The organism is Oceanicaulis alexandrii DSM 11625 (genome assembly GCF_000420265.1).
GTDB lineage: Bacteria > Pseudomonadota > Alphaproteobacteria > Caulobacterales > Maricaulaceae > Oceanicaulis > Oceanicaulis alexandrii.
On the sequence record NZ_ATUP01000001.1, the window covers coordinates 1,724,494 to 1,745,022 of the forward strand.

The window sequence follows — 20,529 nt, forward strand, 5'->3', positions numbered from 1 at the left end:
CAGCCTATGACATATCCTGTTTCTTCTCCGCTCGCTGAGCCGCCGCTCATTCATGTGGTGATGGTGGCGTATCCTGACGCCCATGTGCTGGACATCACCGGCCCCATGGAGGTGCTCTCCGGGGTCAAGCTGTTCAGGGATGGCGGCGTGGGCGGGTATGAGCTGACCCTGGTCGCCGCTGAGACGACCCCGATCCGCACCACATCCGGCCTGTCCCTGGTCCCAGACATGACCTTTCAGCAGGCGCGCGGCAGCGGTTTGCCGATCGATGTTCTGATGATCGCGGGCGGTCATGGAACCCAGGCCGCGCTCAAGGACCGCCGGCTGATGGAGTTCGTTGCTTGGGCGGATCAGCAGGCCAAACGCGTGATTTCGATCTGCACCGGGGCTTTCATCCTGGCGGAGTTGGGACTTCTGGACGGTAAGCGCGCCGCAACCCATTGGTGGTGGTGCCCCGTGATGGCGAAACGCTATCCGGCGGTCGAGCTGGACGCCGATGCGATCTATGTGCGCGACGGCAAATACTGGACCTCGGCGGGAGTGACCGCAGGCATGGATCTGGCGCTGGCGCTGGTCGAGGCCGACTGGGGGCATGACATGGCGCTCAAAGTGGCGCGCTATAACGTCATGTACATGATGCGTCCGGGCGGGCAGGCCCAGTTCAGCGCCCAGCTGGTCGCCCAGCAGGTGGATGACGGCCCGATCAACCGCACGCTTGAGCACATCCTCTCAAATCTCACCGATGAGCTGAGCGTGGCCGACCTTGCCTCATTGGCCTGCATGTCCGAGCGCAGTTTCGCGCGCAAGTTCAAGCGTGAGACGGGCGAGACTCCCGCCGCCTATGTGGAGCAGGCCCGGCTTCAGGATGCGCGGGTGCGGCTCGAGCAGTCAGACGACACGATTGACCTCATCGCGCTCAAATCAGGCTTTGGCGCCGCCGAGCGCATGCGCCGGGCGTTTCACAAGCATCTGGGGGTGACCGTGCGGTCCTACCGCGAGCGCTTTCGCCCGAACCGGACGGAGGCGGATGCGTGAAATGAGGTTACAGCTCATGGCCATGCGCGACGCGGATTTCCGCCCAGCTATTGGACCAGTCACGCAGGGCGTACAAAACAGGCCCCAGCTCTTCAAGGAGCGCGGTGGGCTTGTAGCCTTCGTTCGTGCTTTCCAGCAAAAGCGTGTCTTTCAAAAGCGCCAGACGCTGGTTGAGCACAGTGGGCGAAATCTCGTCGCACTGGGCGCGCAGCTCGCGAAAGGTCAGCGGGCCGTTGCGCAGCTCCCAGATGATGCGCAGCACCCATTTCTGACCCAACACATCAAACAGAGCCAGCACGGGGCGCGAGGTTTCGGTCAGTTTCGCCACAATTTCTCCCAGAAATGGTCACTTGCGCTACGGAATATGTAGCGCTACTTCTTGCTACACAATATGTAGCGTAGTCCGCCTCGATTGGAAGGGCGGCGTCTACTAGGGGGCCTCGCTCCCGCTGGTTGGTCAACCCTTTCGCCCCACGCCGGAAAACCAGGAGGGCGGAGACTGCAGGAGACGCCGAGATGGCGCACATGGCAGTTCGGGCGTTCATCGCGCCCTTCAACCCGATGTCGTCAGCGCCGCCCGGCGTTGCGCATGCTGTCTTTGGTCCGCTGAGAAACGGCCCGGGCAGCCCACAGACGCTGCGCGGAGTGCGAGCGATCTAAGACCCTGGGCCCGATAGGGGGCCCTTCCTCAGGAGAGAAACATGAAACGTAGTTTGACTGCGCGCACGGCTTTGTGCGCGTTGCGGGACGGGTGCGCCGTTTTGGCGGCAGGCGCCGCAGTGTTGGCGTTAGGAGCCTGCGCGGGCGGCGGCGCGGATTACGCACCGGTCGTGGATGGCCCCCGCTCGGTGGCTTACCAGGCGGACCTTCAAGCCTGTCAGGCATTGGCGCGTGAGCGCGCCTTGATGAACGCCGACACGCGAACCGACATGGCCATTGGCGCTGGGATCGGCGCGCTTGCCGGACTTGCTGATGATGATGTCACCGATACGGAGGGCGCCCTGGCGGGTGCTCTAGTGGGGGCAACGGTCGGCGGGATCAGCGGTGCGCTCGAAACGCGCGACGAACGCCGTCAGATGGTTGTGGATTGCTTGCGACTACGAGGGCATCGCGCCATCGGCTGATCCCGGACGCAGCTCTGGAAGGCGAGTTTGCCGCCTCGTCTTCCAGAGCGTTCTGAATCGATTGGGTAGACTGCCCCGGACCGGGGGAAAGCGGACGGCGCATCTTGCTCAAAAAGCGGGCCGCTGATACGCAATCCCCATGGCTCATTCCGCAATTATTTCCCCTTCGATTCTCTCGGCTGATTTCGCCCGCCTGGGGGAGGAAGTCAAAACCGTTGACGCCGCCGGCGCCGACTGGATTCATATTGATGTGATGGATGGGCATTTCGTACCGAATTTGACCATCGGGCCGGCCGTGGTGAAAGCCTTGCGGCCCTGGTCCAAAAAGCCGTTCGACGTCCATCTGATGATCTCGCCTGTGGACGCGTACATCGCCGATTTCGTCGACGCTGGCGCCGACATGATCACGGCGCACCCTGAAGCGGGACCGCATTTTCACCGAACGGTTCAGTCGATCAAAAGCCATGGCGTCAAGGCCGGCGCGGCGCTGAACCCCGGCACATCGCTAGATTGCATCGACTATGCGCTGGATGAGCTCGATCTGGTCTTGATCATGAGCGTCAATCCTGGCTTTGGCGGGCAGAGCTTTCTCAGCTCCCAGCTGCGCAAGATCGAAACCCTGCGCAAGACGATCGACCGCCGTGGACTGGATGTGATGATCGAAGTCGATGGCGGGGTGAACCCGCAAACCGCGCAGCAATGCCTGGCCGCCGGCGCCGATGCGCTGGTCGCCGGATCAGCGGTGTTCAAGGGCGGCCCGGAGGCTTACGCCAAGAATATCGCCGCTTTGCGGGGCGCATGAGGCTTTGATGAAACGCCAGCCCAAGACCCGCGAGATCGCCGCCGCCCTGGCGCTGCGCGGACGTCGGGAAATGTCGGACCTTCTGAATGCGGCTCCGCCGTATCGCATGCTGACGCAGAACCAGCGTGCGCCGGAGGCTCTGACCAAGCCGCCCAAGGCCATCGTCAAAGGGGACAAGGCCTATGGCGCGGCCTTGCTGGGCGGCCGCTTCGCCCTGGCGGGCGAGATCGTGGAGATTCCCGAAGAAGATTCGGTCTGGGATCGCACGGCGCCCTCCAAACGCTTCGCGGAAAGCCTGCATCGCTTTGACTGGCTGGCCGACCTGCTCGCGGTGGAAGATCCTGAAGCGCCGTTGATGGCGCGCCGACTGGCGGATGACTGGCTGACGCGTTTTGGCAAGTGGAACTGGTTCAGCTGGGAGCCGCACATCCTGGAAGGGCGTTTGTGGGCCTGGATGATGGCGAGCGAAACGCTCTTTTCCGCAGACGACGAGAATACGCCGAAACGGCTGAAATCCGCGGTGCGCCAGACGCTGCGGCTGTCACGTTGCCTGTCCTTGATGCCGCAGGACAAGGCGCGGCTCTTTGCGGCGATCACCTTGCGACTGGCCATGCTGACGCTGGATCTGCCTGCCGGGTTGCAGGCGCGGTCCCAGGCCGCGCTGGATGCGGAGCTGACAGCGCAACTCTTGCCCGATGGCGGCCACGCCAGCCGTAATCCGCGAGTGGCGGCAGATGTTCTGATCGCCCTTGTCGTGCTGGATCAGGCGGCGGACGCTCGCGGCGTCACCTTGTCGGCCGAGGTCAGTCGCGCCATGGACCGGGCGGCGGCCTTTATCCGTTTCTGCCGTTTGCCGGGCGGCGGACTGTGCGTGTTTCATGGCGGCGATGAAGGCGATTCCCGCGCCATCGAAACGGCGCTCAAGCATGTGGGCGGCGGCGAGGGGCGCGGCTTCAATGTCGCCCCGCATAGCGGATACAATCGGGTGCAAGCGGGCGGCGCTGTGCTGATCATGGATTCGGCGGGGCCGCCGAAAGGTCCGCATTCCGCCGATGTGCACGCCAGTGCGCTAGCGTTTGAATTCGCCGCACCAGGCGGCCGGTTGGTGGTCAATTGCGGCTGGTCCGAGGATCAGCCCCGCACTTGGCGAGAGGCGGTGCGCGCGACGGCGGCGCATTCGGTTCTGACGCTTGAAGAAACCTCCTCGACACGGCTTCTGGCGCAGGGCTGGAAGCGGTCTCTGCTGGGCCCGCGCGTGGCATCAGGGCCCGAACCTGTGAAGGCCCGGCGCAATGAGGAAGACCTGGGCGTCTGGCTGGAAGCCAGCCATGAAGGCTATCGGCGTGACTTTGGACTGTCGCTGCGCCGCCGCCTGTTTCTGGCGTCCGACGGCGGCGATCTGCGCGGCGAGGACAGCCTGTTCAGACCTGTGGAGGACGGGGCGCCGGACAATCCGGAACTGCGCTATCGGTTCTCCATCCGCTTTCATCTGCACCCCAGTGTTCGCGCATCACTTTCAAGGGATTCCTTGAGCGCACTTCTGGTTGCGGGTAATGGTGATGGATGGCGCTTCCGAACCGATGGCGGTCCGGTGCGTCTGGAACGGTCCGTCTACCTGGCGGCCGGGGGGAAGCCTGAACGTTCGACCCAGCTCGTCGTTTCGGGCGAAGCCGAGCCTTATGGCGCCGGCGAACGCCCTCCTAACCGGGTCAGATGGGCGTTCCAGCGTTTGGGTCGCGTGGGGGCGGCGGGTTAAACATGACGGGCGGATCACAGATCGAATTCGCTGTCGCAGGGGGGAGCCGGCGATATGAGCGATAAACCTGAAGGGGCGGCGGAAGCGCCGTCCGCGATGCGGGGCGTTGCGCTGACGACCAGTCTGGTGCTGCTTTACGATACGCTGGCTGCTGCAGGCGCGATGTTCGCCAGCCTCGTGATCCGATACCATTTCTCTCAGTATAATGAGCCGCCGGGCACGCTTGAATATCTGGCGCCGGCCGTGTTCGCCCCGATCAGCGCCGCCGTGTTCCTGGGGCTAGGCGTGCACCGGGGCTTGTGGCGCCACATGTCCATGCCGGACCTGTTGCCGATCGTTCAGGCGGTTCTGCTGTCTCATCTGATCTTCTTGCCGGTGTTTTTCGTGATGAACCGGCTGGAGGATTTTCCGCGCTCCACCTTCGCGCTGTCCGCGCCTTTGCTCGTCTTCTTGCTGGTCGCGCCGCGCGTGGCGGCGGCGGCGTGGCGTTCGGGCGATTTGCGCTCTTTGGTCCAGCGCGGCGATGAAAGCGCGCCCATGGCGGTGCTTGTCGGCGCCCGGGAGCATCTGGCGGATGTTCTCAAAGCGCATTTGCGCCGCGCATCAGGTCCAAGCTTCAGGTTTCGCGCGCTTGTGGAGACAGAAGGCCAGGCGGGCGGTCGGGCGTTGTACGGCATCCCCATCGAGGGCGGACCTGACAAGCTGACGCGCGCGGTGTTGCGGGTGAAGCGGCTGGCGGGCGATGGCGCGGTGCGCATCGTGCTGGCCGACCCCATGCCTGATGCGACCTTGGTCAATGAAGTGGCGCGCGTCGCCGGACGGACGGGCGTCCAGCTCAGCCGCGCCCGGGGCGGCAATGGCGCGCGGGCGTTCACCTCTGTTGAGGCGTCAGACCTTCTGGCGCGTCCGCCGCGCGCGCTGTCGCGAGACGGGGCCCGGCGCCTGATCGCAGGCAAGCGCGTGCTGGTGACCGGCGCGGGCGGTACGATCGGGTCCGAGCTGGTGCGCCAGGCGGCGGCTTTGCGCCCGGAACGTCTGATCCTGCTCGATTCCGCCGAACCCAATCTCTACGAAATCGACATGGTCTTGCAGACCATGGCGGATGCGCCCAGCTGGCGCTCGGTTCTGGGCGATATCAAGGACCGCAAAGGGCTAGACGTGCTGATGGAAGAGGAGCGCCCCGAAGTCGTGCTCCACGCCGCTGCGCTCAAGCATGTGCCCTTGATGGAGGGCAATGTCTCTGAGACCGTCCGCACCAATCTGATGGGCACCCGCAATGTGGTGGAGGCTGCAGCCGCTGCAGACGTTGAGGCCGTGGTCTCGATCTCGACCGACAAGGCGGTGGATCCCAGCTCGATCATGGGCGCCAGCAAGCGCGCGGTGGAGCTGTATCTGGCCGCCGCCGCCGACAAGGTCGAGCCCATGAAGCTGGCCTCAGTGCGGTTTGGCAATGTTCTGGGCTCGGCGGGCTCGGTGGTGCCCTTGTTCGAGCGCCAGATCGCCGAAGGCGGCCCTGTCACTGTCACCGACAGCGATACGACGCGGTATTTCATGACCGTGGAGGAAGCGGCTGGCCTGGTTCTGGAAGCCGGGGCCCAGGCGGGCGCGGTGGGCCTTTCGGGCGGGGATATTTTCTTGCTCGATATGGGCGAGCCAGTCCTGATCTCACGATTGGCGCGGCAATTGATCCGTTTGCGCGGGCTGGAGCCTGAGCGCGATGTGAAGATCGTTTTCACCGGTTTGCGTCCGGGCGAAAAGCTGCATGAATCGCTGACCCATGCGTTTGAGAACGTGTCTCCAGCCGGCCCGCCGGGCGTGATGCGCATCGAGACGCCGGACCTGGACCTGACGCGGGTTGAGTCCGCGCTGGAACAATTGATCGCCGCGGCGCAACGCCGCGATGACGATCAGGTGCGAAACCGGTTAAATCTGGTGATCGAAGCCGGCTGGCCGGAGGGGGTCACGGCGATCAGTCAGACGCTTCCCGCCGCGCGTGACGCGTGATAATGGGGCCGTCTTCGTTCCTGGCGTAGATTGACGAGCGCCGAATGGGAGGACGTTTCCATGGATGCTTCTGGCCTCGCCCCGCTCAAGCGGGCTCTGATTTCTGTTTCCGACAAGACCGGTCTCGCCGAGCGCGCCGCCAAGCTGGCTGACGCCGGGGTCGAGCTGTTGTCCACGGGCGGCACCTTGCAGGCCCTGCGCGATGCGGGCCTTGAGGCGCGCGACGTCTCCAGCGTCACCGAATATCCTGAGATGATGGATGGCCGGGTGAAAACCCTGCACCCGCGCATTCATGGCGGCCTTCTGGCGCGCCGGGACAACGAGGATGACCTGGCGGCGATGGCCGAACATGGCATTCCCCAGATCGATCTGCTGGTGGTCAATCTTTACCCGTTTGAAGAAACCGCGCGCTCCGGCGCCGATATCGACGCCTGCATCCAGAAAATCGATGTAGGCGGCCCGGCGATGATCCGCGCAGCGGCCAAGAACCACAATCATGTGGCGGTCTGCACCGATATGCGAGACCTCGACAAGGTGCTCGAGGTTATGGCCGAACATCACGGCCAGACGACGCTGGCCATGCGCCGGCATCTGGCGGGCAAGGCGTTCGCCCGCACCGCCGCCTATGACAGCGCGATCGCCGCGCGGTTCGAGCCGGAAGTGGAAAAACCCGCTCATAGCTGGTTCACCATTGGCGGCCCCCGGCTTGAGAAACTGCGCTATGGCGAAAACCCGCACCAGGATGCGGCCCTCTATCAAGCGCCCGAGCAGCGTCCGGGCGTTGTGTCCGCGCGTCAGATTCAGGGCAAGGCGCTGTCTTATAACAACATTGCCGACGCCGACGCGGCGTTTGAACTGGTCAGCGAGTTTGATCCCGAAGAACGCGCCGCAGCCGTGATCATCAAGCACGCTAACCCGTGCGGCGCAGCAGCGGCGGATGATCTGGCGACCGCTTATGAGCGCGCGTTCGCAGGCGATCCGATTTCAGCGTTTGGCGGCATCGCCGCCTTCAACCGCACGCTCGACGCCAAGACGGCGGATGCCATCACCAAGATCTTCACCGAAGTCGTGATCGCGCCCGACGCCGATGAAGCGGCGCTGGATATCCTGTCGTCCAAAAAGAATGTGCGCGTGCTGCTGACGGGCGCGCTGGCTGATCCGACCCAGGCGGGCTGGACCACCAAGGCGGTGGCCGGCGGCCTGCTGGTGCAGGAACGCGATACCGGGCATGTGCTGGCCGAAGACCTCAAAGTGGTCACCAAGCGCGCGCCCACCGATGAAGAACTCGCCGACCTGCTGTTCGCCTGGCGCGTGGTCAAACACGTGAAGTCCAACGCCATCGTCTTTGCCAAGGGCGGGACGACTGCGGGCGTCGGCATGGGCCAGACCTCACGCGTGGAAGCGGTGCGCCTTGCCGCCCGCAAGGCTGAGGACGCTGCCAAGGAAAATGGCTGGGACGAGCCGCGTACAACCCATTCGGCCTGTGCGTCAGACGCCTTCTTCCCCTTCCCCGACGGTTTGCTGGAAGCGGCCAAGGCCGGCGCGCGCTGCATCATCCAGCCCGGCGGTTCGGTGCGGGACGAAGAGGTGATCGCCGCTGCCGATGAAGCAGGTTTGGCGATGGTCTTCACCGGGATGCGTCACTTCCGTCACTAGGCGCGATTGACGCTGTGATCTTGGCGTTCGCTCCTGATGGTCTTAGGTCTTGTATCGTGATCATCAGGGGCGAGCCTTCATGGACAAGCTGATCTGGGTTCTGGCGTTGGCGGGCGTGGGCGTGCTGGCGTTCGCATTGTACATCGCCTGGTCTTTGTACCGGCGTTTGCGCGGCCAGCATCTGGCGCGCAAGCCTTTCGCTGATCATGTCGCTTTTCTAGAGCCGTATGTGCGGGTGTCCTATCCGCCAGGCGATGGCCCGTTCCCGGCCGTCGTGTTGTTTCATGGCTGCGGCGGCGTGCGTCAGGTGACGGAAAATTACGCGGCGCTGGCGGTGAAATCCGGCGTCGCTGCGGTGATCGTGGACAGCCTGCGGGCCCGAAACATCTCATATGAAGAGGCGCTGGCTCAGGTCTGCACCGGTCACCGGCTGTGGGGGCGCGAACGGGCGGCGGATGTCTATGCTGCGCTGGAGCTTGTCCGCCAGGACCGCAGGATCGACCCTGCCCGTCTGGCGCTGGCGGGGTGGAGCCATGGCGGTTGGACGCTTCTGGACGCGCTGACGCTGGCGCAGATGAAGCGACCGCCAGACGGGTTGGCGGATGCGCCTGAACATCCGTTTGCGGGCGTGACAGGCGTCTTCCTCGTTTATCCTTATGTCAGCGGGCCGTCTTTGGCGGTGCGCAATGACTGGCTGTCCTCCATTCCGGTTGAAGCGGTTCTGGTGGAACGTGATACCATGGCCAGCGAAGCGGACGCCTCGGTCGTGTTCATGCGCGCCAGGCAACATGGCGCGCCGGTCAGCTGGTCGGTTCTGGGCGGCGTGACCCACGCCTTTGACGAGCCTGACCATCATCCGGACTCAACGCTGCGGTACGACGCCCAGGCGACGCAGGAGACAGAAGGCCGGTTCGTGGATTTCATGCGTCGGCGGCTGAAACTTGGGCTCAACCGTTCAAAAACCGCGTCCTGAAATCCACAATTCGTGCATTTATAACGGTCATGTAACCCTTCAGTGCTGAAGGAACGCTTTGATTTTGCGCTCATCCCGTTAAGGTCTGCGGCGACTTTGTGTTCGGGGAGCGACACCAATGGAACAGTTTTACTCGCTAGTTGACCAGGTCAGCGCGGCGATTTGGGGCGGGCCGATGATCCTGCTCCTGCTTGGCACCGGCCTTTATTTCATGATCCGTTTGCGGCTGCGGCCGCTGCGCCGGCTTTTCCCGGCTTTCGGCGAGTTGTGGGCCGGGCGCAAGGGCGGCGGCGGCGCGGGTGACATCACCCCGTGGCAGGCTTTGTCCACGGCTTTGTCGGGTCAGGTGGGTACGGGCAACCTCGCCGGCGTGGCGACAGCGATCTCTCTGGGCGGCCCGGGCGCCGTGTTCTGGATGTGGATCACGGCGCTTGTCGGCATGGCGGCGGCGTACGCTGAATCCAGCCTGGCGGTGCGCTATCGTGAAACCCACCCAGACGGCCGGGTCCATGGCGGACCGATGTATTACATCAAGAACGGCCTGGGTAAGCCCTGGGGCTTTCTGGCGGTTTTGTTTGCGGTCGGCACGCTGTTCTCCGCCGTCGCGACCGGCAACATGATCCAGTCCAACTCGATCACCCAGGCGATGACGGAAGCGTCTGCGCCATTCTCCAGTTCGATTCCCTGCCAGATCTCTGTGGGTCGCAGCGCGGTCGAAGTGAACGGTGATTTCGGCAACGCTTATGCACCGGCCTGTACGGTTCAGGCGGCGCTTGAATCAGGAGAGTTGGTGACGGTCGAGCGTCTTGGCCAGAGCTTCGAGCTGCCGGCAGAAGCCTTCACGGTGATGATCGCCAACTGGGTGCCGGGCCTGATCCTGGCCATTCTGGTGTTCATCGTGATCATCGGCGGCATCAAGTCCATCGGCTCCTTCGCCGGCAAGGTCGTGCCGTTCATGGCTGTGGTCTATCTGATCAGCGCCCTGTTCATTCTGGCGCTCAATGCTCCGGCCCTTCCGGGCGCGATCGGCATGATCTTCACGGACGCCTTTACCGGCACAGCCGCCACGGGCGGCTTTGTAGGCTCCTCGATCATGATCGCCTTGCGCTTTGGCGTGGAGCGGGGCCTGTTCTCCAATGAGGCAGGTCAGGGCTCCACGGCGATCGCGCACGCAGCCTCGCAAACGGATTCTCCGGTGCGGCAGGGTGAAATCGCCATGTTGGGGACGTTCATCGACACAATCGTGATCTGCACCATGACGGCGCTGGTGATCCTGGTGGTTCAGGGCGCCTATCCGAACGGCGCCGAGACGGTGGGCTTCGCCTGGCAATCGCAACTGGAAGCGTCGGAAGTGACGACCGCGGTGTTCCGTGAAAGTCATATCCCGTTCGGCGGCATCCTGATCGCGGTCTGTCTGACGCTGTTCGCCTTCACCACCATTCTGGGCTGGTCCTACTATGCCGAGCAGGCGCTGACCTATCTGGTCGGCGACTGGGCGACCAAGCCGTTCCGCCTGATGTGGGTGGTGATGGTGTTCTTCGGCGCGCTGCAGCAGGTGGACTTCATCTGGAAGTTCGGCGGGATCGCCAACGCCGCGATGGCGGCGCCAAACCTGATCGCCATACTGCTCTTGTCAGGGGTGGTGATCGCCTACACCAAGAAGGCCGATGAAGAAGGGCAGGGGTCAAACCCGTCCATGACCGGACCTGACAGCAAACCGAGCGAATAATACTCAGCTTGATTTGATGGACTTGAACCCCCGGCGCTTGGCGCCGGGGGTTTTTCTTGAGCCATATTCGAAAAACGGATTAAGCGACGGTCGTGTGTTTCTTTGCGCGCAGCTTCCGGACGCCCCAGAGCAGTGCGAAGCTGAGACCGATCCCGATCAGGTCCGCAACAAGATCAGCGAAGGACGCGGTACGCCCCAAGCCGCTGAGCCCCTGCGCCAACTCGATGGCGGCGCCGAAAGCTGCGAGACCCAGCGCCAGCCGCCACAATGGCCAGAACGGCCAGCTCGCCCGCGCCAGAAGGGTCAGCACCACGAACGCGCCCATATGCTTGATCTTGTCCGCGCCGAACAGGGTGGGGCTTTCAAAGTGTGCGGGCAAAAGCGCCAGCCCGAAAATAGCGACGCTGGTGATCAGCAAGGCAAGTCTCGCCTGCAAAACACTGAGTTCCATGGCTTGCAGCCTGGAGAGGAGGTTCTTACCGTCGCCGTCGTTTTGCACAGGTCCAGAGGCGCTCATGTCCAAACTTCTCAACGATCTCGACCAATTGGCCATTGTGCGCCATGACTGGACGCGCGCCGAGGTCGCCGCCATCCATGATGCGCCGTTTAATGATCTGATCTTCGCCGCGCAAAGCCTGCACCGCCGGGGACATCGCCCCAATACGGTCCAGAAATCACGCCTGCTTTCAATCAAGACCGGCGGCTGCGCGGAGGATTGCGGCTATTGCAATCAGTCCGCACACTTTGACACCGGTCTTAAGGCGTCCAAGTTGATGGATCCCGAAGAGGTCGAGAAAAAGGCGCAAGAGGCCAAAGATCAAGGCGCCACCCGGTTTTGCATGGGGGCGGCCTGGCGCGAGCTGAAAGAGCGCGACGAGCCGAAAATCCACGACATGATCCGCCGCGTCAAAGCGATGGGGCTTGAGACCTGCATGACGCTGGGGATGCTGGGCGAGGGACAAGCCGAGCGCCTGGCGGCCGCGGGGCTTGATTATTACAATCACAATCTCGACACCTCGCCGGAATACTACAAGCAGATCATCACCACCCGCACCTGGGACGACCGGATCGACACCCTGTCCAAGGTGCGCGCGGCGGGCATGAAGACCTGCTGCGGCGGCATTATCGGCATGGGTGAAAGCAAGGACGACCGCATCGGGCTACTGGCCGAGCTCGCCAGCCTGCCGGTCCACCCTGAAAGCGTGCCGGTCAATCATTTGGTGGATGTGGACGGCACGCCGCTATCGGGTTCTCAGCCGCTCGACGGGCTCGATTTCGTCCGCGCGATCGCCACAGCCCGGATCATCATGCCCAAAAGCGTGGTGCGCCTGTCAGCAGGCCGCGAGACCATGTCGCGTGAACTGCAGGCGCTGTGCTTCCTGGCGGGCGCGGGTTCGATTTTCGTCGGCGATGAACTTCTGACCACGCCGAACCCGGATCAAAACACGGATGCGTCCTTGTTGTCTGATCTGGGGCTGCAAGGCGATCAGGCCGGGCCTGCACCGGCGGGCGCCTGACGCCCGCCCGGCTTATTCCGCGCTCAGCGAATGGCTGCCCGGCAGGTCAAGCTCGGGGGCGGATTGAGAATTAGTGATCCGGGGCAGGTGGCAGGTCACGCGCGTGCCTTCGCCCGGCTCGCTTTCCAGCTCCACCCAGCCGCCATGCAGCCGGATGATGTCGTTGACGAGGGCCAGGCCCAGGCCGGCGCCGCCGCCATCGCCGCGTTCAAAGCGTTCGAAGATCTTCGCCTGACGGTCGGGCGCGATGCCGACGCCGTCATCGGCCACCCAGATGGACACATCCTCGCCGGTGACGTCTGCGCCCACTTCCACCGCGCCGCCGGGGCTGACATGGTCCATGGCGTTGGTGAGCAGGTTGTAGAAGACCTGTTTGAGGCGTTTGGCGTCCGCGCGGACCAGAGAGGCGTCCTGATCAGCGTTGAGGGATAGCTTGATGCCAGAATGCTCGGCGCGTGAGGCGATGAGTTCAGACGATTCCTCGGCCAGGGCGTGCAGGTTCACATCGCCCAGCTCCAGCTCCAGCTGGCCAGCATCAATGGCGGCGATATCCAGAATATCGTCGATCAGCTTGCCCAACTGGCCAGAGGCGGTCTGGATCGCGCCCATATGCTCTTTCTGACGATCTGACAGATCCCCCGCGAAGCCGCCCGCCAGCAGATCCGCATAGCCGTGGATCGTGGTCAGAGGCGTGCGTAGCTGATAGCTCACATGCTCGACAAACTCGGTCTTGATCCGCTCTGAGGCCTCCAGCGCTTCGGCGCGGTCACGCAAGGCGGATTCAATGCGGCGGCTGTCAGTAATATCGTCCCAGGCGATCACGGTCGCGCCATCGGGCAGCGGTCGGGTCAGCCAGGTCAGGACAGAGTTGTCGGCGCGGCGAATTTCACCCGTCATCGCCTTGCGCGATTCCGGGCTGGGATCGGTGATGCGCGCTTTCAGCTGGCCCCAGGCTTCGCTGTTGTCATAAAGCGGCTGGCAGGCGCTGACCACATCGTCAAAATGCACGCCGTCCAGCGTATCGGGATCGAGCTTCCACAGCGTTTCAAAGGCCGCGTTGCGCAGTTTCAGACGCCCGTCCGACCCGAACACTGCGACCGCTTCATGCAGCTTGTCCAGCGTCGCGCGTTGCACCTTGATCTGGGTGTTGTAGCGCGCTTGCAGTGACAGCTGGTCGGTCATGTCTTCGAAAATCACCAGCAGGCCGCCCATGGGGTGCCGCTGGCGCGCGACGCGCAAGGTGCGCCCGTCCGGCAAGGCCCAGAGCTCGTCCGGTTCGGCTTCCGAGCCCGGAGCCGCTTCATAACGCGCCAGCTCGGCGGTGCGCCATTGGCTGTAATCGGCCTGTTCGGGCAGGCGGCGTTTCTCGCGCAAGCGGTCCAAAAGGACGCCATGGGCCGGACGGTCATTGAGGAAGGCCTCTTCCACATTGAACATCTGGGTGAAGGCCTGATTGTAAAAGACCAGCTTCTTGGCGCGGTCAAAGATCGCGACCGCCTCGGTCATATGGTTCAGCGTCAGGTCATGCGCTTCCCGGAACCGGTTCAGCGCAGCTTTGGCTTCTTCGCCGTCGGTCACGTCCACCGCGAAGCCCGCCACGCCGCCCTGAACGGGATAGCTGGTCACCGACATCACCCGGCGCTGGCCGGCCAGCACCACGCCGCGGGCGCCGGTGCGGGTTTCGGCGGCGCTGAGCACGTCGCGCGCCTGATCGGCCAGGCTGGGCTCCAGCAGCACCTGCCGGTCGATCACTTCAGCCACGTCCTTGGCCTCGACCGCTTTGACATAGGCGGCGTTCACCCAGGTCAGCCGGCCTTTGGCGTCCAGGCGCCACGCCGGAACCGGATTGCGGCCCATCATGTCCATGAAACCGATCGGATCGTCGTGACCGATCCCGTCAGGGCTGTGCGCGGCGCCTTCAGCCTGGCGCAGGGCGGTGTCGGTCAGCCAGATCACGAGCTGACGGCCGGCGGGGCGGCCATCCACCTGGACCTGACGACCGGACGGGCCGGACAGGGTCAGGGAAAACGCGGCGCCGTCCGCCATCAGGGCGCGCGCGCGGTCACGAAAACTCGTCGTCTCGCCTGTCGCGGTGCGCGCGGTGAAATCAGAAATGCTGTCCAGGATGTCGGTCGCGATCTGACCGCTGGGGCCGCCAGTCTGGCTCAGCTCGGCGAATTGCAGCAGCGAAGCGAGGGCGGCGGGAGACCCATAGAGCTTGGGGGCGGACCAGTGCTCGGCGTCAGATTGCGGGGCCCCGTCCCAGACCACCACCACGCCCGGATGCGCCGCGAACAGGCTGTCATTGCGTTCGGCGCGGTCTTCTGCGGCGAGGATGCGGTCGCGCCAGAGTTTGCGGGCCTTTCGGGCGCCGGCGGTCAGTCTGTAAGCCCAGACCGAGGACGCCAGGGCGAAGGCGACCGAGCCGCCTGTGACGATGAGAGTGGCCAGTTGTACCGGTTCGGCTGCGGTCATGACGCGCCATATCCCCAATTGCCTGGTGCGCTATCCCGCTGAACACGCGCACACGTGCGAATCACATCTTACCGGAAGGTGAAATGTGATGCGATGGGGAAGGCTGAACGGATTTAGGGTGTTGTCTGGTAGCTTGTGGAGAAGTTGATTTCCTGACGGCAATTCAGTGCGTAACCGGGCGTGCTGCCAGTGGGCCAGGCGAATTGGTAGCCCGACAGGGATTCACCGGCGTTGAAGATGGCCTCGCGTTTGGCGGAGTTGGTCGTATCAGCGGGATTGCCCGCAAACCGTACATTCACGGCCCGGCCTTCAGGCGTAACGTCAAAGGTCAGGGGCACGGTATAACTGAAGCCTCTGGATTGGTTGGCGTAGGCGATCGCCATCAGGCTTGGGGGGTAGACCAGCTCGGCGCGGCTCTGTCGTCGGAGGTTTGCGGTCTCACAGGGTTGGCTCGGTCCGGAAACCGCCTGCACATACGACGTGCCGCCAAAATCGACCCGGTCCGGTGTCGTGCACGCACCCAGCCCCAGCAGGCATACGGTCGCGATAAGCTGTATTTTCATGATCAATCCCCCCGAATCTCTGTGGGCGGGATATTGCAAATAAAAAACCCTTTTGGGGAGTCTTTATCGAATGCGTACTTCACCTTGGGTGAATTCAAACAACACCACGCAGCCATAAAGATTTGCGCCCTCGCTCAAGGGGGCGAAGCGCCAGTCTTCCACCGCGCGGAGGGCTTCGCGGTCAAAACTGCCGCCGGGCACGCCGCGCGCGACGGACACGTTTTCGGTCTCGCCGGCTTGAGTGACGTCAAACTGGACAATGGACCAGCCTTGCAGCCCGCGCGACCAGCCGCGCGCCGGATAGGCGGGCAGGCTGGCGTTTATCGCGCGCAAGGGCTCACCCGCGCACTGATCCGAACTCGCCGCCCGTTCCACATTGGGCGGCACGGGCATGTCGGACGTGGCGATGAAGGGCTGAAGTCGCGGATCTGCCAGCGGGTTCAGTTCCGGGCTCGAACCGCACGCGGCGAGCGAGAGCGACAGGGCGAGAAGGGTCGGGATCAGGATCAGGCGCATGGCGCGCACAGTGTGCCGTGAGCGCAGGAAGGGCAAGGCGCAATGCCTGTTCAGCAAGGGGACGCGACTTCAAACTGCCTGGCCAATGAAGGACGAGGTTCCCGTTGTGGCGGCGGGATATGGAGTATGGTCACATCCCCGCTGATGTTCAGAGGCGCTATGAATGTTCCTGCATCCTCACTTGAAAGACACGTGAGGTACCTACCCAACGCGCGTTGTGCAGCGTTATTCAAACAGACATCCGATTCAGAGTGGACTGAAACAGTTTCGCTTTGAAGCTCGATCTTTACAGGACAAGAATGCGTCGAACTATTTGAATAGTGAACAAGTCCCGACCGCCAGCCGCATTCGTCAGTCTGCTCGTCACTGACTGGGCTAAAGTGAGCCGCGATTTCTTGTGAGAGGATGACCCGAACCTCGGGAAGCGTGAGGGGATGCTGGTAGTGAAGGAGGTAGACTTCAAAATCGGGTACGCAATCATTCTCGATGCGCGAAGGCACATAGCCGACAAGCTCGCGTCCGCCGCGTTCGTCGCTGACAGCGATGAGCTGGATCATGACGAGCGCCAGAGTGACCGTGAGGCCGGCGGCACCGAACAGGCTGATGATCCATCGCATGGCAGACTCTCTTCTTTGGGACCCAATAATCCTGCCAGCCTTCCCGCCAGACAAGAAAAAACCCCGCCGGATCTCTCCGACGGGGCTTCTCGTCTTTAGGAGTAACTAGCGCCTAGTAGCGATAGTGCTCGGCCTTGAACGGGCCTTTCTGCTCGACGCCGATATACTCGGCCTGCTCGGTGGACAGCTCGCTGAGATTGGCGCCCAGCTTTTCAAGGTGCAGGGCGGCGACTTTCTCGTCGAGATGCTTGGGCAGGATGTAGACCTGGTTCTCGTACTGATCGCCGCGGGTCCACAGCTCGATCTGGGCCAGCACCTGGTTGGTGAAGCTGGCGGACATCACGAAGCTGGGGTGGCCGTTGGCGTTGCCCAGATTCACCAGGCGGCCTTCGGACAGCAGGATGATCTTGTTGCCGTCGGGGAATTCGACCAGATCGACCTGCGGTTTGACGTTGGTCCACTGGAAGTTCTTCAGCGCCTCGACCTGAATCTCGTTGTCGAAGTGGCCGATATTACACACGATCGCCATGTGCTTCATGGTGCGCATGTGGTCGACGGTGACGACGTCCTTGTTGCCGGTGGCGGTGACGACGATGTCGATATCGTTGATCACGTCTTCGAGGCGAACCACGGCGAAGCCGTCCATGGACGCTTGCAGGGCGCAGATCGGGTCGATCTCGGTGACCGACACGCGGGCGCCGGCGTTGCGCAGGGATTCAGCGGACCCTTTGCCCACATCGCCATAACCGCAGACGACGGCGGTCTTGCCGGCCATCATCAAATCGGTGCCGCGGCGGATAGCGTCCACCAGGCTTTCACGGCAGCCGTAACGGTTGTCGAATTTCGACTTGGTCACAGAGTCGTTGACGTTGATCGCCGGGAAGGCCAGCTCGCCCTTCTTGGCCAGCTGGTACAGGCGCATCACGCCGGTGGTGGTCTCTTCAGACACGCCCTTGATCGCGGCCTTGGCCTTGGCGAACCAGCCCGGCGACAGCTTGATGCGGTTGCGGATGGTCTGGAACAGGAAGGATTCCTCTTCCGATTTCGGCTCGCCCAGGAAGTTCGGGTCGGCTTCGGCTTTTTCGCCCAGCTGCAGGTACATGGTGGCGTCGCCGCCATCGTCCAGGATCATGTTGGCGGTTTCGCCGTTCGGCCAATGGAAGATGGCGTCGGCATATTCCCAGTATTCTTCCAGCGTTTCGCCTTTATAGGCGAAAACCGGAATGCCGCGCTCGGCGATGGCGGCGGCGGCGTGGTCCTGGGTGGAGAAGATGTTGCACGAGGCCCAGCGCACGTCCGCGCCCAGCTCAACGAGCGTTTCGATCAGCACCGCGGTCTGGATGGTCATGTGCAGAGAACCGGCGATGCGCGCGCCCGCCAGAGGCTTCTTGCCTTTGTATTCTTCGCGCAGGGCCATCAGGCCGGGCATTTCAATCTCGGCCATCTCGATCTCTAGCCGGCCCCAGCGAGCCAGCGAGAGGTCTTTGACATAGCGATCGTCGCCGGTGTTGGCGGCATTGAGCAGGGTCATGGGAAGGCGCCTTGTTTTTGACTTCGAACAGGTCAGAGCCTGATGGTTCCATTTGGGACAGCGCACCTCTTAACACGCGTCCCAAAACGGGCAAACCATCTGGCGTATTGAACATGAATCGGCAGGAAAAACCCCCGACTTCTTAAAAAGGTCCTAAATCTGTATAAACTTTATGGTAAGATTTTTGCTCAGGACCCGTGATATGGGTTCATGCGGCATGGCCGCAGGAGACGCCGAGGGGCGGCGGACCTGTGCGACGGACTGAGGGGACTGTTGAAATGGCGAATTTGCCGACCGCTTATGCGAGCCAGCATTTTGGACGTAAGACGCTGGATTTCTACGCCGCCGCCGGTGAGGTGAGCGGGTCCGATCCGCGCGCCCGCGCCGATGAGCACAGCCTGACCGATTATGACGGAGCCAAACATACTGTGCGCGTCATGGATCGTGATTTCGCGCTTGAGGCCGGAGATCAGGCGTCTGTTCTGCGCATGCAGACCGGGCCGTCCCGGCGTTCACGCCCGGTCGCTGTCGTCAATCATACCCGTCAGGGCTGGTCGCGCACCCATCCCGGCGCCAGCGCCATGCTGTCTCGCGCCGGCGTCGCCCGCAACGTCAACTGGTTCCTGACGGTTCTGCTGTTCGCGCTCGCCGCCATGGTGATGGTCTGGCCGTATCTGCGCACCTTCCTCGTGGAAGTGGACCCTAGCCTCTTCGGCGTCGCGCCCTCTTTCAATATCTTTGCGCTGGCGCTTGGCGCTCTGCCCGATCTGGGCAATTGGAGCTTTTCGCAAACTGTCAGCCCCGTCAGCGCGCTTATTGCGCAGTCTGTCCCGTCCATGGCGGAGCAGGCCGATCAGATTGTCTTTTACGCCTTGTCTGGTCTGGGGGCGCTGGTGGTGTTCGCGACGCGCTCCTGGCGGTTGCTCTGGGCGCCGCTGTTTGTGGGATTGGTCGCCGCGGCGGCTCTGGGGCTGGGCGGGCTCGAGGCCGCAGCGGGTTACGCCGTCATCGCTTATGGCGTTTCCGCCGTCATCTTCATGGTTGGCGGGGTGATCAACCGTATTCGCGACGCTGCGCGGCTTGAGCGGCGCATTGCGCTTCTGGCCGATCATCTTCAGCGTCATGCGCCGGAAGAGACCATCGCACGTACGGAAGAGCCCGAAGTCGAGCCTGAAGTGGCGGAAGTCTCCGAAGAGGCCGCAGAGGACACGGCTGCGATGAGTGCGGTCGCGGCCCCGGTCAGCGCGGCGCTGAGTGAAACCGGTGAAGAGCCCCGGATGGAGACCGCTGATGAGCCGGCTCCAGGCTCGTCTGAAGATGACGCGGGCGCCGTAGACGCGGAGCCTGAGATGCAGGCTGATGCGGCACAGACTGACGAAGCGCCGACCTTGGAAGAGAGCGCGGAGTCCTCCACTGACGATCAAGAGGACGTCGTCAATGCGACGCAGACGGTTTCAGAGACCGTGGATGGAGACCTTGAGGTCACGCACGAGCCTCAGTCTGAGGCTGAGCGGCAAGACGAGGTCGTAAGCTCGGATATGAAAGAGGCCGAGCCGGCGCTTTCAGAGGGCGACGCGATTGATGAGGGTTCTGTGGCCGAAGCGCCGGCTGCAGATGAGACGGATGTTGGCGCGGAAGAAGGCGCTGCGAATGCTGCTGTCCTCGCTGAGGATCAGCAAGCTGTGCACGATGACGCCACGCCAGATGAAGCCGATGACGGCGTTGAGGTCGAGGCCGAGCTTGAAACGGAGCTTGAAACCAGCGCTGAAGCGGATGCTCTGACTTCAGAAGTCGCAGAAGAGGCTGAGCCTGCCTTGGCTCTTCCAGAGACTGAGCTTGATGCCGGGGCGTCTGAGGACAAGCCGGAAGATGAGGTCGAACTCGCCGGTTTGGATGCGGAAGAAGCAGAGCGGATGAAGAATGATCCGCGTTACGCCGCGCGCGCCATCGTGCTGCCCTCGCCGCCGCCCATGCCGTCGGCGGAAGAGAGCACAGACACTGCAATGGCTTCGGCGCAACCCACCACACGTGAAACGCGCGAGCTGCGGCCTAGCGCACCCTTGACCAATCGGGTCCTGTCACTGTTTTCCAACCCGGTCGTGCCGCCGGCGCCGCCCGCGCCGCCAGCGCCGAGCCGGTCCCAAGAGGATGAAGACGCCTGATCCGGGCAAGCCTGCGACACATCATGAAAAACGCCGCCGGGAGAGCCCGGCGGCGTTTTTCATGCGCGC

The 20,529-nt window shown here is 63.2% G+C and carries 17 protein-coding genes; 10 read left to right on the forward strand and 7 right to left on the reverse strand.

Annotated elements, in window-relative coordinates:
- The first annotated feature begins 6 nt into the window (after positions 1 to 6).
- A complete protein-coding gene (locus G405_RS0108410; RefSeq protein ID WP_022701075.1) occupies positions 7 to 1,035 on the forward strand; it encodes a GlxA family transcriptional regulator in 1,029 nt (342 codons plus the stop codon).
- Between the two features lie 7 nt (positions 1,036 to 1,042).
- Here the strand turns inward: G405_RS0108410 and G405_RS0108415 are convergent, their stop codons facing one another.
- Complete coding sequence (locus tag G405_RS0108415; RefSeq protein ID WP_022701076.1) at positions 1,043 to 1,363, reverse strand: winged helix-turn-helix transcriptional regulator; 321 nt, start codon at positions 1,361 to 1,363, stop codon at positions 1,043 to 1,045.
- 373 nt (positions 1,364 to 1,736) lie between these two features.
- Here G405_RS0108415 and G405_RS0108420 point away from each other — a divergent pair, with 373 nt between their 5' ends.
- The 7 genes from G405_RS0108420 (at position 1,737) to G405_RS0108450 (ending at position 11,079) form a co-directional block, all read left to right on the forward strand.
- Entirely contained in the window at positions 1,737 to 2,159 is a 423-nt protein-coding gene (locus G405_RS0108420; protein ID WP_022701077.1) for a glycine zipper family protein, read from the forward strand.
- Positions 2,160 to 2,298: 139 nt separating this feature from the next.
- Positions 2,299 to 2,961, forward strand: a complete 663-nt coding sequence (gene rpe / locus G405_RS0108425) for a ribulose-phosphate 3-epimerase (protein WP_022701078.1) — start codon at positions 2,299 to 2,301, stop codon at positions 2,959 to 2,961.
- A gap of 7 nt (positions 2,962 to 2,968) precedes the next feature.
- Complete coding sequence (locus G405_RS0108430) at positions 2,969 to 4,717, forward strand: heparinase II/III family protein (protein WP_022701079.1); 1,749 nt, start codon at positions 2,969 to 2,971, stop codon at positions 4,715 to 4,717.
- A gap of 54 nt (positions 4,718 to 4,771) precedes the next feature.
- Positions 4,772 to 6,721 carry a polysaccharide biosynthesis protein gene (locus G405_RS0108435; RefSeq protein ID WP_022701080.1) on the forward strand — a complete coding sequence of 650 codons (1,950 nt, stop codon included), beginning with the start codon at positions 4,772 to 4,774 and terminating at the stop codon, positions 6,719 to 6,721.
- Positions 6,722 to 6,781: 60 nt separating this feature from the next.
- Positions 6,782 to 8,377, forward strand: coding sequence for a bifunctional phosphoribosylaminoimidazolecarboxamide formyltransferase/IMP cyclohydrolase (gene purH / locus G405_RS0108440; protein WP_022701081.1), 1,596 nt, complete (start codon positions 6,782 to 6,784; stop codon positions 8,375 to 8,377).
- Between the two features lie 79 nt (positions 8,378 to 8,456).
- Positions 8,457 to 9,350, forward strand: a complete 894-nt coding sequence (locus G405_RS16515) for a dienelactone hydrolase family protein (RefSeq protein ID WP_022701082.1) — start codon at positions 8,457 to 8,459, stop codon at positions 9,348 to 9,350.
- 118 nt (positions 9,351 to 9,468) lie between these two features.
- Positions 9,469 to 11,079, forward strand: coding sequence for an alanine/glycine:cation symporter family protein (locus G405_RS0108450; protein ID WP_022701083.1), 1,611 nt, complete (start codon positions 9,469 to 9,471; stop codon positions 11,077 to 11,079).
- Positions 11,080 to 11,158: 79 nt separating this feature from the next.
- Here the strand turns inward: G405_RS0108450 and G405_RS15480 are convergent, their stop codons facing one another.
- Positions 11,159 to 11,596, reverse strand: a complete 438-nt coding sequence (locus G405_RS15480) for a VanZ family protein (protein WP_022701084.1) — start codon at positions 11,594 to 11,596, stop codon at positions 11,159 to 11,161.
- Between G405_RS15480 and bioB the strand changes: the two genes are divergently transcribed.
- On the forward strand, positions 11,595 to 12,596 hold the full coding sequence (gene bioB, locus G405_RS0108460; RefSeq protein WP_022701085.1) for a biotin synthase BioB: 1,002 nt from the start codon (positions 11,595 to 11,597) through the stop codon (positions 12,594 to 12,596). The two genes, G405_RS15480 and bioB, sit on opposite strands and share 2 nt — an antisense overlap.
- Before the next feature lie 12 nt (positions 12,597 to 12,608).
- Here the strand turns inward: bioB and G405_RS0108465 are convergent, their stop codons facing one another.
- From G405_RS0108465 to ahcY, 5 genes are all read right to left on the reverse strand, one after another.
- Entirely contained in the window at positions 12,609 to 15,071 is a 2,463-nt protein-coding gene (locus G405_RS0108465; protein ID WP_022701086.1) for a sensor histidine kinase, read from the reverse strand.
- Between the two features lie 113 nt (positions 15,072 to 15,184).
- On the reverse strand, positions 15,185 to 15,634 hold the full coding sequence (locus G405_RS16965; RefSeq protein ID WP_156861424.1) for a hypothetical protein: 450 nt from the start codon (positions 15,632 to 15,634) through the stop codon (positions 15,185 to 15,187).
- A gap of 63 nt (positions 15,635 to 15,697) precedes the next feature.
- Positions 15,698 to 16,207 (reverse strand): energy transducer TonB, encoded by a 510-nt coding sequence (locus G405_RS0108475; protein ID WP_233346013.1) that lies wholly within the window; start codon positions 16,205 to 16,207, stop codon positions 15,698 to 15,700.
- Positions 16,201 to 16,767 (reverse strand): hypothetical protein, encoded by a 567-nt coding sequence (locus tag G405_RS16970; protein ID WP_156861426.1) that lies wholly within the window; start codon positions 16,765 to 16,767, stop codon positions 16,201 to 16,203. The genes G405_RS0108475 and G405_RS16970 overlap by 7 nt, the downstream gene beginning before the upstream one ends.
- Before the next feature lie 112 nt (positions 16,768 to 16,879).
- Positions 16,880 to 18,298 (reverse strand): adenosylhomocysteinase, encoded by a 1,419-nt coding sequence (gene ahcY, locus G405_RS0108485; RefSeq protein ID WP_022701090.1) that lies wholly within the window; start codon positions 18,296 to 18,298, stop codon positions 16,880 to 16,882.
- A gap of 278 nt (positions 18,299 to 18,576) precedes the next feature.
- Between ahcY and G405_RS0108490 the strand changes: the two genes are divergently transcribed.
- Complete coding sequence (locus tag G405_RS0108490; protein ID WP_022701091.1) at positions 18,577 to 20,460, forward strand: ICP22 family protein; 1,884 nt, start codon at positions 18,577 to 18,579, stop codon at positions 20,458 to 20,460.
- The last annotated feature ends 69 nt before the right edge of the window (positions 20,461 to 20,529 follow it).

Bases quoted from the DNA above. Each gene is read 5' to 3' on its own strand.
- G405_RS0108410 (WP_022701075.1), top strand. From the start codon at position 7: ATGACATATCCTGTTTCTTCTCCGCTCGCTGAGCCGCCGCTCATTCAT.
- G405_RS0108420 (WP_022701077.1), top strand. From the start codon at position 1,737: ATGAAACGTAGTTTGACTGCGCGCACGGCTTTGTGCGCGTTGCGGGAC.
- rpe (WP_022701078.1), top strand. From the start codon at position 2,299: ATGGCTCATTCCGCAATTATTTCCCCTTCGATTCTCTCGGCTGATTTC.
- G405_RS0108430 (WP_022701079.1), top strand. From the start codon at position 2,969: ATGAAACGCCAGCCCAAGACCCGCGAGATCGCCGCCGCCCTGGCGCTG.
- G405_RS0108435 (WP_022701080.1), top strand. From the start codon at position 4,772: ATGAGCGATAAACCTGAAGGGGCGGCGGAAGCGCCGTCCGCGATGCGG.
- purH (WP_022701081.1), top strand. From the start codon at position 6,782: ATGGATGCTTCTGGCCTCGCCCCGCTCAAGCGGGCTCTGATTTCTGTT.
- G405_RS16515 (WP_022701082.1), top strand. From the start codon at position 8,457: ATGGACAAGCTGATCTGGGTTCTGGCGTTGGCGGGCGTGGGCGTGCTG.
- G405_RS0108450 (WP_022701083.1), top strand. From the start codon at position 9,469: ATGGAACAGTTTTACTCGCTAGTTGACCAGGTCAGCGCGGCGATTTGG.
- bioB (WP_022701085.1), top strand. From the start codon at position 11,595: ATGTCCAAACTTCTCAACGATCTCGACCAATTGGCCATTGTGCGCCAT.
- G405_RS15480 (WP_022701084.1), bottom strand. From the start codon at position 11,596: ATGAGCGCCTCTGGACCTGTGCAAAACGACGGCGACGGTAAGAACCTC.
- G405_RS0108465 (WP_022701086.1), bottom strand. From the start codon at position 15,071: ATGACCGCAGCCGAACCGGTACAACTGGCCACTCTCATCGTCACAGGC.
- G405_RS16965 (WP_156861424.1), bottom strand. From the start codon at position 15,634: ATGAAAATACAGCTTATCGCGACCGTATGCCTGCTGGGGCTGGGTGCG.
- G405_RS16970 (WP_156861426.1), bottom strand. From the start codon at position 16,767: ATGCGATGGATCATCAGCCTGTTCGGTGCCGCCGGCCTCACGGTCACT.
- ahcY (WP_022701090.1), bottom strand. From the start codon at position 18,298: ATGACCCTGCTCAATGCCGCCAACACCGGCGACGATCGCTATGTCAAA.
- G405_RS0108490 (WP_022701091.1), top strand. From the start codon at position 18,577: ATGGCGAATTTGCCGACCGCTTATGCGAGCCAGCATTTTGGACGTAAG.